Origin of the sequence: Paracoccus benzoatiresistens (assembly GCF_026913015.1) — a bacterium.
Classification (GTDB): Bacteria; Pseudomonadota; Alphaproteobacteria; order Rhodobacterales; family Rhodobacteraceae; genus Paracoccus; species Paracoccus benzoatiresistens.
In genome coordinates, this window is sequence record NZ_JAPTYD010000003.1 from 99,487 (window position 1) to 114,483 (window position 14,997).

Genomic DNA, 14,997 nt, shown 5'->3' on the forward strand with positions numbered 1-14,997 from the left:
GAACAGACTGTGCTTTCGGACGGATTCGACGGCGTCAATGCACCATGTCATGCAGTTTGTCTGCGCGACACGGGGCATGATGTAATCGCAGGGGCGATTTGCAACATGCGCTGCAAAACGGCGCTCGTTGCTCCGCATGGGATTCAAGGCCGTATTCACGGGCGGCCATCTTGCCACCGCGGGAATACGGCCGTTTCGGCATTGTCCTGCCGGCGTCAGGCGCTGCGGCCTGACGAGACAGCATGGCCATGAGCGGATTGCGTGACGGGGCGCAGGGGTCCGGCCTTGCGCCCCGCTTCCATCAGCTACACCCGCTGGTGCCGCCGCAGGTGTTGCACTTCATGCAGGTCCCGTTGCGCACCAGCGTATAGTTCCCGCATTCGCCGCAGGGATCGCCTTCGTATCCCTGCATCCGGGCCTTGGCGCGCAGGTCCATGGCGGCAGGCTCGGCCGCCATGATCGCGGTGGCCGAGACCCCCGCCTGCAGCACCATCAGGTCCTGGGGCAGGCGCTTGCGCAGGTATCCCGCGCTGCTGATCTGCTTCAGCATGGTCAGGGACTTGAGTTCCGCCTGTTCGCTGACCGGCGTGACGTTCAGCCCCTCGCGCTCGCCGCCGCCCATGTCGTCGAAGCGGGCGCCCTCGGGCTTCACATGGGCCAGGTCGGTGCGGTCCAGATAGCTGACGGCCAGTTCGCGGAACACATAGTCCAGGATGGAGGTCGCGTTCTTGATGCTGTCGTTGCCCTGCACCATGCCCGCCGGTTCGAAGCGGGTGAAGGTGAAGGCGTCCACGAATTCCTCGAGCGGCACGCCGTATTGCAGGCCGACCGACACCGCGATGGCGAAATTGTTCATCATCGCCCGGAAGCCCGCGCCTTCCTTGTGCATGTCGATGAAGATTTCGCCCAAGCTGCCGTTGTCGTATTCGCCGGTGCGCAGATAGACCTTGTGCCCGCCCACGACCGCCTTCTGGGTATAGCCCTTGCGGCGCTGCGGCAGTTTTTCGCGGTGGCTGCGCACGGCTTCCTTGACGATGATCCGCTCGACGATCTTCTCGGCGATGACAGCGGCCTTTTCCTGGGCGCTGCCGGTGGCGAGGATCTCCTCGGCCTCCTCGTCATCCTCGACCAGGGCGGCGGCGAGGGGCTGGCTCAGCTTCGATCCGTCGCGGTAAAGCGCATTGGCCTTGATGCCCAAAGACCAGGACAGTTCATAGGCGGAAAGCGCGTCGGCGATCGTCGCGTTGTTGGGCATGTTGATCGTCTTCGAGATCGCGCCCGAGATGAAGGACTGCGCCGCCGCCATCATGCGGATGTGGCTGTCCACCGACAGGTAGCGCTTGCCGGTCTTGCCACAGGCGTTGGCGCAGTCGAAGACGGGCAGGTGTTCGGCTTTCAGATGCGGCGCGCCCTCCAGCGTCATGGTGCCGCAGACATGGTCGTTGGCGGCGTCGATCTGCGCCTTGGTAAAGCCCAGGTGGCGCAGCAGGTCGAAGGTCGGGTCTGCCAGCTTGTCGGCGGGGATGCCCAGCGTGCCCTTGCAGAAATCCTCGCCCAGGGTCCACTGGTTGAAGACGAAGCGGATGTCGAAGGCGGTGGCCAGCGCGGCCTCGACCTTCTCGATCTCGGCCAGGCCGAAGCCGTGGCCGGCAAGCGCGGTGTGGTTGATGGAGGGCGCATTGCCAAGGGTCGCATGGCCCACGGCATGGGCCACGATCTCCTCGATCTGGTCGGGGGCATAGCCCAGGGTTGCCAGGGCGGCAGGGACCGACTGATTGATGATCTTGAAGTAACCGCCGCCCGCCAGCTTCTTGAACTTGACCAGGGCGAAGTCGGGCTCGATGCCGGTGGTGTCGCAGTCCATGACCAGGCCAATGGTGCCGGTCGGCGCAATCACCGTGACCTGCGCGTTGCGGAAGCCGTGATCCTGGCCCAGGGACAGCGCCTGATCCCAGGCCTGCCGTGCGATGGCGACAAGGCGAGCGTCGGGGCAGTTGTCGCCGTCCAGTTCCACCGGCGCCACGTTCACGGCCTGATAGGCGCCGGTCCCGTGCGCGGCCGCGCGGTGGTTGCGGATCACCCGCAGCATGTGGTCGGCGTTGCGCCCGTAGCCGGGGAAGGCGCCCAGCTCGGCGGCCATCTGCGCGCTGGTCGCATAGGCCACGCCGGTCATCACTGCGGTCAACGCGCCGCACAGGGCGCGTCCTTCGTCGCTGTCGTAACCCAGGCCCATGTTCATCAAGAGCCCGCCGATATTGGCATAGCCCAGGCCCAGCGTGCGGAAGTCATAGCTGCGCTGCGCGATTTCCTTCGACGGGAACTGCGCCATCAGCACACTGATCTCCAGCGTGACGGTCCACAGGCGCGTGGCGTGGACATAGGCATCGGCATCGAAGCGGCCATCCGCGAAGAACGTGAGCAGGTTCATCGAGGCCAGGTTGCAGGCCGTGTCGTCCAGGAACATGTATTCGCTGCACGGGTTGGACCCGCGGATCGGCCCGTCCTCGGGGCAGGTGTGCCAGGCGTTCACCGTGTCGTGGAACTGGATGCCCGGATCGGCGCAGGCCCAGGCGGCATGGCCGATCTGGTCCCACAGCTCGCGCGCGCTGACCGTCTTGGCGACGGTGCCGTCGGTGCGGCGGATCAACTCCCAAGGGGCGTCGTCGCGCACGGCCTGCAGGAAGGCATCCGTTACCCGGACCGAGTTGTTCGAGTTCTGGCCCGAGACGCTGACATAGGCCTCGGAATCCCAATCCGTGTCATAGGTCGGGAACTCGATGCTGTCGAAGCCCTGACGCGCGTATTGCAGCACGCGGTTGATGTAGGTTTCCGGGATCATCGCGCGCTTGGCGGCGCGGATTGCCGTCCGCAGCCCATCATTCGTCGCAGGATCGGTTTCGCCATCGCCGTCGCGGATGGCGGCGAAGATGTCGTTCAGGCGCGCCTCGTGCGCCTTCGACCCGGCGACAAGCGAGGCGACCTTTTGTTCCTCGATAACCTTCCAGTTGATGAAGGCCTCGATGTCGGGATGATCCATGTCGCAGATCACCATCTTGGCCGCGCGGCGCGTGGTGCCGCCCGACTTGATGGCGCCCGCCGCCCGGTCGCCGATCTTCAGGAACCCCATCAACCCCGACGACTTACCGCCGCCCGACAGGCGTTCCCCCTCGCCGCGAAGCGAGGAAAAGTTGGTGCCGGTGCCCGAGCCGTACTTGAACAGCCGGGCCTCACGGACCCACAGGTCCATGATCCCGCCTTCGTTCACCAGGTCGTCGCTGACCGACTGGATGAAGCAGGCATGCGGCTGGGGATGTTCATAGGCGCTGGCGGACTTGACCAGCTTGCCGGTCTTGTAGTCGACATAGAAATGCCCTTGCGACGGGCCGTCGATGCCATAGGCCCAGTGCAGCCCGGTATTGAACCACTGCGGGCTGTTCGGCGCGGCCATCTGCCGGGCCAGCATGAAGCGCATCTCGTCGTGATAGGCGCGGGCGTCGTCCTCGGTGGTGAAGTAGCCGCCCTTCCAGCCCCAGTATGTCCAGGCCCCGGCCATCCGGTCGAAGACCTGCCGCGCGCTTGTCTCGCCGCCATAGCGCTGGTCGACGGGCAACTGCGCCAGCGCCTGATCGTCGGCCACGCTGCGCCACAGAAACTCGGGGACGCCCTTTTCCCTGACGCGCTTCCGCGCCACTGGGACGCCCGCCTTGCGGAAATACTTCTGGGCGATCACGTCGCTGGCGACCTGGCTCCACCCCTCGGGGACTTCGATCCGGTCGTTGCGGAAAACGATGGTGCCGTCGGGATTGCGGATTTCGCTGGTCGTCGTCGTGAAGACGATGTCGCCATAGGCGCCCCCAGCAGGGGTGGTGAAACGCTGTTCGATCTTCATGCCCGTTGCCCTTTCATATCCTCGTCCCTCGTGTCCCGCGACCTGCGCCACGCGGCAGAAAGCCACCCCCTTACACAAGGCAAGGGGCCCGGGCGCGTGGCCCGGCGGGTCAGATTTCAGAAGCGGCAATCTTGGGTGATGGTCGTTGTGGTGCCACCACATCTGGTATATTCAACGCCGCAGACCACAAAATTGATCCTATCTGACCCGCGATGCAACGGTTTTTATCTGTGGATAACGTTGCGAACGCAGTTGACTCGGGTGTTGCGAAGCGGCCCCGAGATTCGCGCACAGCGGGTGGGCGCGAGGGATGGTCAACACCGGCAGAATGGCGAAATTCGCGGCCAGGGCAGGGGTTTGGCAAAACCCGTCCCGAGGTTATCCACAGCCTTGCCCCAAGGTCATCCCGCGGTTTTGCACAACCGATGCAAACTTGTCACAGTGATCCGGCAATCAGGGACGCGGCTGGATCGCCCCGCCGTCGGTGACGATCAGATCCAGCGGCTGGTCGTAGGGATCGGCCGGGATCTCCAGCAGTTCCTGGACGCCAAAGGCCAGCCCGATGGCGGTGACATCGCCGGTTTCGCGCAGCAATTGCAGGGTGCGGTCATAGTAGCCGCCGCCATAGCCGATGCGATTGCCCCGCCGGTCGAAGCCGGCCAGCGGCACGATCAGCACCGTGGGGGTCAGGATCGGCTGCGAATCGGGGGGGTGGGATGTGCCGAAGGGGCCGGGCACCAGCGCCTCTCCGTCCCACTGGCGAAAGACCAGCGGCACGGCCTTGCCGGGCACCACCGGCAGGCAGACGGGTCCGGCATGGGCCAGCATCGCGGCGCGGGGATCAGGCTCGCCCCGCATGGGCCAATAGCCCGACAGCACCTCGGTCCCGTGCGGGGCCAGCGCCGCCATCAGGTGGCGGCTCAGCGCCTCCTGGTCGCCGCCAAGGGCGCGGGCGGCCAGCGCGCGGGCACGAAGGGCGGCCTTGTCCATGTCGCTCATAGCAGCATCACCGTCGCAAGGCCCAGGAAGGCGAAGAAGCCCACCACATCGGTCACCGTGGTCACGAATGTGGGCGAGGCAAGGGCCGGATCCGCGCCCAGTTTTTCCAGCGTCAGCGGAACAAGGATGCCCGCCAGCGCGGCAATGGTCAGGTTGATGATCATGGCAAGCCCGATCACCGCGCCCAGGCCGAAGCTGCCGAACCACATATAGGTGACCGACCCGATGGCCAGTCCGAAGATCGCGCCGTTGAGAAGGCCCACGACTGCCTCGCGCCGGATCACTCGCAAGTAGTTGTCCTTGGTCAGCCCCTTGGTCGCAAGACCGCGCACGGCGACCGCCAAGGTCTGCGTGCCCGCATTGCCCCCCATGGAGGCCACGATCGGCATCAGCACCGCAAGCGCGACCAACTGCGCGATCGAGCTTTCGAACAGCCCGATCACCGATGCCGCCGCCACCGCCGTCAGGATGTTGGTGGCAAGCCAGGGCACCCGCTGCCGGGCGGTCTGCATCACGCTGTCGGTCAGGCTGGATTCCTCGCCCACGCCGGCCAGCAGCAGGATGTCTTCCTCGTGTTCCTGGTCCAGCACGACCATGGCGTCGTCGATGGTGATGATGCCGACCAGCCGGTCGTCGCGGTCCACCACCGGAGCCGAGATCAGGTGATACTGGTTGAAGACATAGGCCACGTCGCCTTCCTCGGCGAAGGCGCTGATGGTGCGGAAGCTGTCCTCGGTGATGTCGCGCAGCAGCACGTCATGCGCCGAGGCGAGCAGTCGCCCCAGCGTGACATAGCCCAGCGGATGGCGGCGCGGATCGACCAGCACGATGTGATAGAACTGCTCGGGCAGCCAGTCCTCGGACTGCAGGAAGGCGACGGCCTCGCCCACGGTCCAGTGTTCGGGGGCAGTCACGACCTCCGATTGCATCAGGCGGCCGGCGGAATACTCGGGATAGGCCAGCGACTGCTGGACGGCGGCCCGGTCGGTCGCATCAAGCGCGGCCAGGATCTCCTCGCGCTCGGGCTCGGCCATGTCCTCGACCAGGTCCACGACATCGTCGCTGTCCATCTCGCGGACAGCCTCGGCGATGACCTCGGCGGGAAGCTGGCCGATCACCTCGTCGCGGATCGCCTCGTCGATCTCGGACAGGATCTCGCCGTCGATCTCGCCGGAATAAAGGCTGAGGAAGGCGCGGCGGCGGGCGGGATCCAGGCGTTCGATGATGTCGGCGATGTCGGCGCCGTGCATCGGCTCCAGCAGGGTGTTCAGCTGGGCCGTGTCGCCCGTGTCGATCGCCGCGTCGATCCCGTCCAGCAACTCGCGCGGGGGCAGCAGCTTGTCGCCGTCGGCCTGATCCTCGGGGGCAGGGGTCTGGTCGGTCATGGTCCGCGTCCTCAGGCGTTCAGCAGGTCAAGCGCCGCGCGGTGCAGATCGGCCGATGCCGCCGCGATCACCTGGCCGCCGCCCTGCGCCGGGCCGCCCTGCCAGTCGGTGACGATGCCGCCCGCCGCCTGGACCACGGCCAGGGGACCCGCGATGTCATAGCTTTGCAACCCGGCCTCGATCACCAGGTCGATCTGGCCCAAGGCCAGCAGCGCATAGGCATAGCAATCAAGGCCATAGCGCGTCAGCCGCACCTGCTGCGACACGCGGCGGAAGGCGGCGGCCTCGGCGGAGGTGCCGACCTCGGGATAGGTTGTCAGCAGCGTCGCCTGCGACAGATCCACGCTGTTCCGCACGGCCAGGGGACGGCTGCCCGCGTCCGTGACCAGGCGCGCCTGGCCCAGGCCCCCCTCGAACCGCTCGCGCGTAAAGGGCTGGTCGATCAGGCCATAGCGGATGCCCTGGCCGTCCGAGAGCCCGATCAGCACCCCCCAGCTGGCGGCGCCGCACATGAAGGCGCGCGTGCCGTCGATGGGATCCAGGATCCACGTCAGGCCGCTGGAGCCCTCGGCCGCGCCATATTCCTCGCCCAGGATCCCGTCATCGGGCCGCAGCCGGGCCAGCACCTCGCGCATGGCGCGTTCGGCCGCCCGGTCAGCCTCGGTCACGGGGTCGAAGCCGGATTGCCGCTTGTTGTCGACGGCAAGGCCGGTGCGGAAGAAGGGCAGGATGGCCGCGCGTGCGGCATCGGCCATCTGGTGCGCCGCATTGATGATGTCCTGCGCGTCCTGCATGGCTGTCCCCTTGGTCCGATCCAACAGCAGGACTAACCCGAACGGTATCGTCCTGCCAGTGGCAGCGGCAAGGAATTGACAGCCGAACCGTGTCAGGCGCGGGACAGGAACACGTCCCGCGCCTGAAGCGGATCAGGCGGCGTCCGACAGCACGCGGGCCAGTTCGAAGATCTGGCGGCGCTGCGCGACCGGCATCGTATAGTAGGCGCGCACCAGTTGCAGCGCCTCCTTGTCGGCCAGGATGTCGCCGGCGACCTCCTCGGGGGTGTCGCCTTCGTGCAGCCCTTCGAAGAAGAAGCTGACCGGCACATCGACCGCGCGGGCGATGTCCCACAGCCGGGACGCCGAGACGCGGTTCATACCGGTTTCGTATTTCTGGATTTGCTGAAACTTGATACCAACCTTGTCGGCCAGTTGCTGTTGGGTCATTCCGATCATCCAGCGACGGTGACGGATACGCTTGCCAACATGAACATCTACACCGTGTTTCATCGTTACCACCTCATGCAATCTAAGGAAGCACTATCTTAACCTTTCTCAATTTTCGAGTGTTAAACTGGTTAACGGCCCCGCTCCTGACCAAAAAGACAGGTCCTTGGGGCGACCCGAGCGTCCGGAGGTAAGGGGATGAGAGATTTGACGAAAACGGCACTGGCCCAGGGTTCGGAACAGATCCGAATCGCGCTGGTTGAACAACTTGGCCGCGACCCCGTTCTTCGCGATGTCCCGGCGCCCGTCGCAGATCCTGGGCAGGTCCTTGTTCGGATGCGGGCGGCAGCGCTGAACTTTGCCGACCTTCTGAAAGCAAAGGGAGAATACCAGGAACGCCAGGACCCCCCCTTCGCCCCTGGCCTCGAAGGCGCGGGCGAGGTGGTCAGCGCGCCAGAGGACAGCGGCCTGCGGCCGGGCGACCGGGTAGCCGTCCTGGCCGCCGGGACCATGGCCGGGCAGGTCGCCGTTCCCGCCAGTGCCTGCACGGCCCTGCCGGCGTCGATGAGCTTTGAGCAGGCCGGGGGCTTCCAGATCGCCTATGGCACCAGCCACCTCGCCCTGGCGGGGCGCGCCGCCCTGCGCGCGGGCGAAACACTCGCCGTCCTGGGTGCCGCCGGCGGCGTCGGCCTGACCGCCGTGGAGATCGGCCGTGCCGTGGGCGCGCGGGTCATCGGCGTTGCCCGCGGGCAGGACCGGCTGGCCGCGGTGCGCGCGGTGGGCGCGGACCATGTCATCGACAGCGCGGATGGGCCTGACCTCAAGGCCGCCTTGCGCGACCTGGGGGGCGTCGATGTCGTCTATGACGCCGTGGGCGACAGCGCGGGGGAAGCCGCGTTCCGCGCCCTCAATCCCGGCGGGCGCTTCCTGGTGATCGGCTTTGCCGGCGGCAGGCCCCCGGTGCTGCCGCTGAACCACGCCCTGGTCAAGAACATCGCCATCCACGGGTTCTATTGGGGCGGCCATGCCAGGCTGGACCCGCAAGCGGTATCAGGCAGCATGGCCAGCCTGTTCCGCATGTTCGAGAACGGCCAGCTTCGGCCCGTGACGGGCGAGGTGATGCCGCTGGACCGGATCGCCGAGGCCTTTGATCTGCTGCGCAGCCGCAGAACGGTCGGCAAGATCGTCATCACCCTGTAACAACCGCGTAAAACTGTGGGGGATAGGGGCAGGCCCGGCATTGAATCGCGGCGATATCGTGCCAATATGAAGCGCGTAAGCCGGTCACCATCCGGCAAGCCTGAGAGGGAGATATTGATGGCCGATTACAACACTTACCGCACCACGCAGAGCGTCGGGTCCCGCCAGGCGGTGATCGACGAAGGGCTGCGGGCCTACATGAACAAGGTTTATGGGCTGATGGCGGTCGGCATGGGTGTAACCGCCGTCGCCGCCTATGGTATCAGCGCCGCCGCCGTCGATGCGTCGGGGCAACTGACGCAGCTTGGCACGGCGATCTATGCCTCGCCGCTGAAATGGGTGATCATGTTCGCGCCGCTGCTGGTTGTCTTCGCCTTCGGCGCGGCGATCAACCGGCTGTCGGTTTCGGCCGCGACAATGCTGTTCTACGGCTTCGCGGCGCTGATGGGCCTGTCGATCAGCTCGATCTTCCTGGTCTATACCGGCACCTCGATCGTGCAGACCTTCCTGGTGACGGCCATCGCCTTCGCGGGCCTGTCGCTGTGGGGCTATACCACGAAGAAGGACATCTCGGGCTGGGGCAGCTTCCTGATCATGGGCGTGATCGGCCTGATCGTGGCCTCGATCGTGAACATCTTCCTGCAGTCGTCGGGGATGCAGTTCGCGATCTCGGTGCTGGGCGTCCTGATCTTCGCGGGCCTGACCGCCTATGACACGCAGAACATCAAGAACACCTATCTGCAACTGGCCGGCTCGGACCGGGACTTCATCGGCAAGACCGCCATCATGGGCGCCTTGCAGCTGTACCTGGACTTCCTGAACCTGTTCATGTTCCTGCTGCAGTTCATGGGCAATCGCGAGTGATCTGCCCTGCAGCCTGACGCCCTTGACCCCCGCCCCACCGGCGGGGGTTTTTCATTGCGTGAACCGCCCCTCTCCCTTGCCCCGGGCGGGTGCGGCGCAGTGGTGGACCGGCGGGCTGCGCGACAGGCGGGCCGTCCCGGGAGAGCAGATCGCGAGGCGTTGGTCTGCCCGCGCGGATCGGCTAAGCCTGCCGCCAGAATCACTATCCCGAGAGAGACGATGGGCTATTTTCCCCTCTGGCGCCCGGCCACCGGCGCCACGGTCCTTCCTGACGAAAGGCTGCCATGGGCCGCAGCCGTCCCGATGAGCTTCCAGCACCTGCTGGCCATGTCGGGCTCCACGATCCTGGCGCCGCTGATCATGGGGTTCGATCCGAATGTGGCGGTGTTCTTTTCCGGGATCGGCACGCTGCTGTTCTTTGTCATCACGGGCGGGCGGGTGCCCAGCTATCTGGGGTCATCCTTCGCCTTCATCGCGGTGGTGATGGCCGCGACCGGGTTCGCGGGCGGCGGGGCCAACCCGAATATCGGCGTGGCCCTGGGCGGGATCATCGCGGCGGGGCTGGTCTATGCGCTGATCGGGCTGGTGGTGATGGCGATCGGAACCGGCTGGGTCGAACGGCTGATGCCGCCCGCCGTGACCGGGGCCATCGGCGTGTCCATCGGGTTGAACCTGGCGCCTGTCGCCGTGGGCCAACTGAAGGGCAGCATGACGCATCTGGCGATTGCCCTGGCAACGGTGCTGTGCATGGCGATGGTGTCGGCCTATGGCGCGCGCGCCACGCGGCGGATCGCGGTGCTGATCGCGCTGGCTTTCGGCTATCTGCTGGTGCTGGTGCTGGGCAACGGCCTGGGCATCGTGCCGGGCATCGACTTCGGGCGGGTCGCGCAGGCGCCGTGGTTCGGCATCCCGAACTTCACCGCGCCGCAGTTCGACTGGACCGCGATCAGCATGATCGCCCCCGTCGCCATCGTGCTGGTGGCCGAGAACCTGGGCCATATCAAGGCGCTCGGATCGATCACCGGGCAGAACATGGACCGCTATATCGGCCGCGGCTTCCTGGGCGACGGGCTTGCCACGATGATCGCCGGGGCAGGGGGCGGGACCGGGGTCACGACCTATGCCGAGAATATCGGCGTGATGGCGATGACCAAGGTTTATTCCACGCTGATCTTCCCGGTCGCCGCCGCCATCGCGATCATCCTGGGCCTGTCGCCCAAGTTCGGGGCGATCCTGCAGACCATTCCCGCGCCGGTTCTGGCGGGGCTGGCGGTGTCGGTCTTCGGCCTGATCGCATCGGCCATGGCGCGGATCTGGGTGGACAACCGCGTCGATTTCGCCGACCCGCGCAACCTGTTCACCGTGGGCGTCGCGCTGATCCTGGGGGCGGGCGATTTCACCGTGAACATCGGGGGCTTCGCCCTGGGCGGGATCGGCACGTCAACGCTGGCCGCCCTGGTGATCTATCAGCTTCTGGGCATCGGCCGCGACCGGCGCGCGGCCTGACCCTTCAGGCATCGGCAAGCTGCGAGACCAGCAGCTTGTCGATCCGGCGTCCGTCAAGGTCCACGACCTCGATCCGCCAGTTCGCAAGCGTGATCTGCGCGCCGACATCGGGCAGCACGCCCGCCCGGTCCAAGACAAGGCCCGCGACGGACTGGTAATCGCGACCCTCGGGCAGGCTGATGCCGATCATTTCGGCGAATTCGTCGGCGGGCATCCAGCCCGCCACAAGCCAGCTGCCATCCTCTCGCTGGACGGCCTTGGGTTCGTCGTCGCCCGGTTCGGGGAAATCGCCCGCGATGGCCTCCAACAGGTCCATCGCCGTGATCACGCCCTCGAAATGGCCGTATTCGTCATAAACCAGCAACATATGCGCCGGGCTGGTCTTCAACTCCTCGATGACGTTCAGGGCGGGCAAGCCCTCGCGGACGACCGGCACCTCCTGCACCAGGGGGCGCAGGTCGGTCACGTCCTCGGACAGGAGGTCGCGCAGGGTTATGAAGCCGATGATGTCGTCGTCCGATCCCTCGCGGACCAGCAGGCGCGACCGCCGGCTGTCGCGGAACCGTTGCAGCACATCGGCGGCGGCGTCGGCCACATCGACAGTCTCGACCTCGTGCCGGGGGGTCATCAGCCCGCGCGCGGAGCGGTCGGCAATGCGCATGACGCCGGCGATCATCTCGGTTTCCGCAGGCTCGATCACGCCGGCGCTGCGGGCCTCGGACAGCATCACGCGGATTTCCTCGTCCGAGATGCCGCGGTCGGATTCGCCCGACTGGCCCAGAAGCCGCAAAAGGATATTGCCCGACTTGTCCAGAATCCAGACGATCGGCGCGGCGATGCGCGAGATGAACAGGATCAGCGGCGCGATGCGGCTGGCGACCCCTTCGGGCGAGCGGAGCGCGATCTGCTTGGGCACAAGCTCTCCGACGATCAGCGACAGATAGGTGATCAGCACGACCACGCCGCCGACACCCAGGCCTTGGGACAGGGCAGGGGACATTCCGCCTTCCATCAGCGCCGCCGCCAAACGCGCGCCCAGCGTCGCGCCGGAAAATGCGCCCGACAGCACGCCGACCAGGGTGATGCCGATCTGGACGCTGGACAGGAAGCGGCCGGGTTCCGCGCCCAGTTCCAGCGCGGTCTGCGCGCCCCCGCTGCCTTCGGCCGCCATGACCTTCAGCCGCGCGGGCCTGGCCGAGACGATGGCCAGTTCCGACATGGCCAGCACGCCGTTGAACATCGTCAGCAGCAGGACGATGAGAATTTCAAGAAGCATCAGTTCACGTTGTCCAACAAGTCGGGCTGTTCACAGTCTGCACGAAGCGCGCGCCGGTGCAAAGGCATGAAGGCCGCTTGCAAGACAGAATCGCAAGGCAAGGCGCCAACGGGGCGCCTTGCCGGTGATCCGGTGTTATTCGCCCGGTGCGCGGGAAATCTGCGGGTCAGGCACGTTGTCCTTCGTTTTCCACAGGGAATAGACCACGCCCGCGCCCAGGATCGCGAAAGTGATCCCCAGCGACCACGAGGCGGGGAATTTTTCCCACCCGAGCAGGTCGGCCACGAAGATCTTCGATCCGATGAAGATCAGCAGCACCGACAGCGCGTATTTCAGATAGTGGAAGCGGTGGATGATCGCCGCCAAGGCGAAGTAGAGCGCCCGCAGGCCCAGGATGGCGAAGATGTTCGACGTATAGACGATGAACGGGTCCGACGTGATCGCGAAGACGGCGGGCACCGAATCCACGGCGAAGATCACGTCCACGATCTCGACCATCACAAGGGCCAGGAACAGCGGCGTGGCGAACCAGACCAGCTTGCCCGAGGTCGGGTGCGGCTTCTTGACCCAGAAGTCGTGGCCGTGGATCTCCTCGGTCACGTTCATGCGGCGCTTCATGAAGCGCAGGACGGGGTTCTGGGAAATGTCCAGCGGCTTGTCGCCGACCATCATCATCTTGACGCCGGTGAAGATCAGGAACAGCGCGAAGATATACAGCACCCAGGAATACTGGCTGACCAGCGTCGCGCCCAGGCCGATCATCAGGCCACGCAGCACGATCACGCCCAGGATGCCCCAGAACAGCACCCGATGCTGATACTTCGCCGGGATCGCGAAATAGGTGAAGATCATGGCGATGACGAAGACGTTGTCCATCGCCAGGGTCTTTTCGACCACGAAGGCCGTCAGGTAGAGCTTGCTTTCCTCGGCGCCGATCTGCCACCAGACAAATCCCGAAAACAGCACGCCCATGGACAGATACATGGCCGAAAGCTTGAGGCTTTCGGACACGCCGATCTCGTGGTCCTCCTTGTGCAGCACGCCCAGGTCAAAGACCAGCAGCGCGATCACGATCGCCACGAACAGCAGCCACATCCACAGCGGCTTGCCCAAGAATAACAGAAAAAGCAGTTCCACGTTGCCCTCATCGTTGCTGGATGTGCTTCAATGCATAGGGCTTTGTCAGATCAGGGCCGCTTTGCACCGAGGCACGCTCGATGCGGTCCGACATCACGACATAATCATGTCGCCAGAGGAGCCCGGTCCCGCTGAAGGCAAAGGTGGCGGATTCCCGACGGAAAGACAAGGGGGTTGCGGCAAAAAGATTGCAACCCGGCCGTCATGGCGGCACCTTTCTGGCAGGGCGACCGGAGAGTGATCATGAATCGGGCAGAACTGGGGGTGGACGGCATGGTCCACTGGCTGGACGATCCGGCGCATCGCCGCTTTCTGGTCCGCGATGCCTTGGCCGCGCTGCAATTCTTCGATGCAAGCATCGGAAGCGACGGCGGTTTCCAGACGCTGGATCTTTCGGGGCGGCCGCTGCCGGCGCCGCTGGAGCTGCACGTCACGACGCGGCTGGTCCATTCCTATGCTCTGGGCCATCTTGCCGGGCGGGCGGACGAGGCCGGAATCATCGACCGCGGCATGGATCTGTTGTGGCGCGCCCACCGCGACGCCCAGCATGGCGGTTTTGTCTGGTCGGTGCAGGACGGCTCCGTCGCGGATGGCACCAAGCTGGCCTATGGGCATGTCTTCGTGCTGCTGGCCGCATCCAGCGCGAAGCTTGCCGGCCATCCCCATGCGGACCGGCTGCTGGCCGACATCGCGCAGGTGCTTCACGACCGGTTCTGGGACGACTCGGCCGGGCTGCTTTGCGACGAGTTCACGCGCGACTGGCAGCCTTTCTCAAGCTATCGCGGCATGAATGCCAACATGCACGGGGTCGAAGCGCTGCTGGCCGCCCATGAGGCCACGGGCGAGGGGGAATACCTGCGCCGCGCGGGGCGGATCCTGGATTTCTTCATCGCCGGGCAGGCCGCGGCGCATGGCTGGCGGATCCCCGAGCATTACGACGCCGGGTGGTCCCCCGATCCCGGCTACGAGGGCAACCCGATGTTCCGCCCCGCAGGCACCACGCCCGGCCATTCGGTCGAGATGGCGCGCCTGCTGCTGCAGCACTGGGACCTGGCCGGCAGGCCCGACACCGACGCGCCCCGCCAGGCGCGGCTGCTGGTGGAAACGGCGCTGGCCGATGCCTGGCTGCCGGGGGGCGGGCTGGCCTATACGCTGGATTTCGATGGCCGCGTGGCGCGGCCGGACCGCTACTGGTGGCCGGTGACCGAAGCCATCGGCGCCATGGCCGCGCTGATCAAGATCGAACCCTGGCCCGCGGACGAGGACTGGTATCGCCGCCTGTGGCGCTTTGCCGATGCGACGCTGATCGACCACGACTGCGGCGGCTGGTTCCCCGAGCCCGGCGCGGAGGGCCGCCCGGGCACCGGACAGTTCCTTGGCAAGCCGGACATCTATCACGCCCTGCAGGCCGATCTGTTCCCGCTGGTGCCGGGTCTTTCGCAGCATGCCAGGACGCTGGCCAGGGCGCGGCCGCTAAAATCCTGATCCGGGGGTGTAATCCACGCGAAAGCGCATATC

At 65.9% G+C, this 14,997-nt stretch carries 11 protein-coding genes; 4 read left to right on the top strand and 7 right to left on the bottom strand.

The annotated features are described in order from the left end of the window. Window positions 1-301: 301 nt before the first annotated feature. From OU682_RS03925 to OU682_RS03945, 5 genes are all read right to left on the bottom strand, one after another. Window positions 302-3,889, bottom strand: a complete 3,588-nt coding sequence (locus OU682_RS03925; RefSeq protein WP_268940766.1) for a vitamin B12-dependent ribonucleotide reductase — start codon at window positions 3,887-3,889, stop codon at window positions 302-304. A 453-nt stretch (window positions 3,890-4,342) separates the two neighbouring features. Further along, window positions 4,343-4,888: a 5-formyltetrahydrofolate cyclo-ligase gene (locus OU682_RS03930; protein WP_371832199.1), complete on the bottom strand. Its 546-nt coding sequence runs from the start codon at window positions 4,886-4,888 to the stop codon at window positions 4,343-4,345. Further along, the gene (gene mgtE / locus OU682_RS03935; RefSeq protein ID WP_268940767.1) at window positions 4,885-6,273 is read right to left on the bottom strand and encodes a magnesium transporter; all 1,389 of its coding nucleotides are present in this window, start codon (window positions 6,271-6,273) and stop codon (window positions 4,885-4,887) included. The genes OU682_RS03930 and mgtE overlap by 4 nt, the downstream gene beginning before the upstream one ends. Before the next feature lie 11 nt (window positions 6,274-6,284). Further along, window positions 6,285-7,067, bottom strand: coding sequence for an inositol monophosphatase family protein (locus OU682_RS03940; protein WP_268940768.1), 783 nt, complete (start codon window positions 7,065-7,067; stop codon window positions 6,285-6,287). 132 nt (window positions 7,068-7,199) lie between these two features. Then, window positions 7,200-7,559, bottom strand: a complete 360-nt coding sequence (locus OU682_RS03945; protein ID WP_268940769.1) for a helix-turn-helix domain-containing protein — start codon at window positions 7,557-7,559, stop codon at window positions 7,200-7,202. Window positions 7,560-7,694: 135 nt separating this feature from the next. Between OU682_RS03945 and OU682_RS03950 the strand changes: the two genes are divergently transcribed. From OU682_RS03950 to OU682_RS03960, 3 genes are all read left to right on the top strand, one after another. Then, window positions 7,695-8,696, top strand: a complete 1,002-nt coding sequence (locus OU682_RS03950) for an NADPH:quinone oxidoreductase family protein (RefSeq protein ID WP_268940770.1) — start codon at window positions 7,695-7,697, stop codon at window positions 8,694-8,696. 117 nt (window positions 8,697-8,813) lie between these two features. Then, entirely contained in the window at window positions 8,814-9,560 is a 747-nt protein-coding gene (locus tag OU682_RS03955; RefSeq protein ID WP_268940771.1) for a Bax inhibitor-1/YccA family protein, read from the top strand. Window positions 9,561-9,779: 219 nt separating this feature from the next. After that, window positions 9,780-11,066, top strand: a complete 1,287-nt coding sequence (locus OU682_RS03960; RefSeq protein ID WP_268940772.1) for a solute carrier family 23 protein — start codon at window positions 9,780-9,782, stop codon at window positions 11,064-11,066. Between the two features lie 4 nt (window positions 11,067-11,070). Here OU682_RS03960 and OU682_RS03965 read toward each other — a convergent pair whose 3' ends face one another. Continuing rightward, a complete protein-coding gene (locus OU682_RS03965) occupies window positions 11,071-12,342 on the bottom strand; it encodes a hemolysin family protein (RefSeq protein WP_268940773.1) in 1,272 nt (423 codons plus the stop codon). Between the two features lie 135 nt (window positions 12,343-12,477). Next, window positions 12,478-13,479, bottom strand: a complete 1,002-nt coding sequence (locus OU682_RS03970) for a TerC family protein (RefSeq protein ID WP_268940774.1) — start codon at window positions 13,477-13,479, stop codon at window positions 12,478-12,480. A 243-nt stretch (window positions 13,480-13,722) separates the two neighbouring features. On the opposite strand from OU682_RS03970, the gene OU682_RS03975 reads away from it, so the two are divergent. Beyond that, window positions 13,723-14,964 (top strand): AGE family epimerase/isomerase, encoded by a 1,242-nt coding sequence (locus tag OU682_RS03975; protein WP_268940775.1) that lies wholly within the window; start codon window positions 13,723-13,725, stop codon window positions 14,962-14,964. Window positions 14,965-14,997 lie beyond the last annotated feature (33 nt).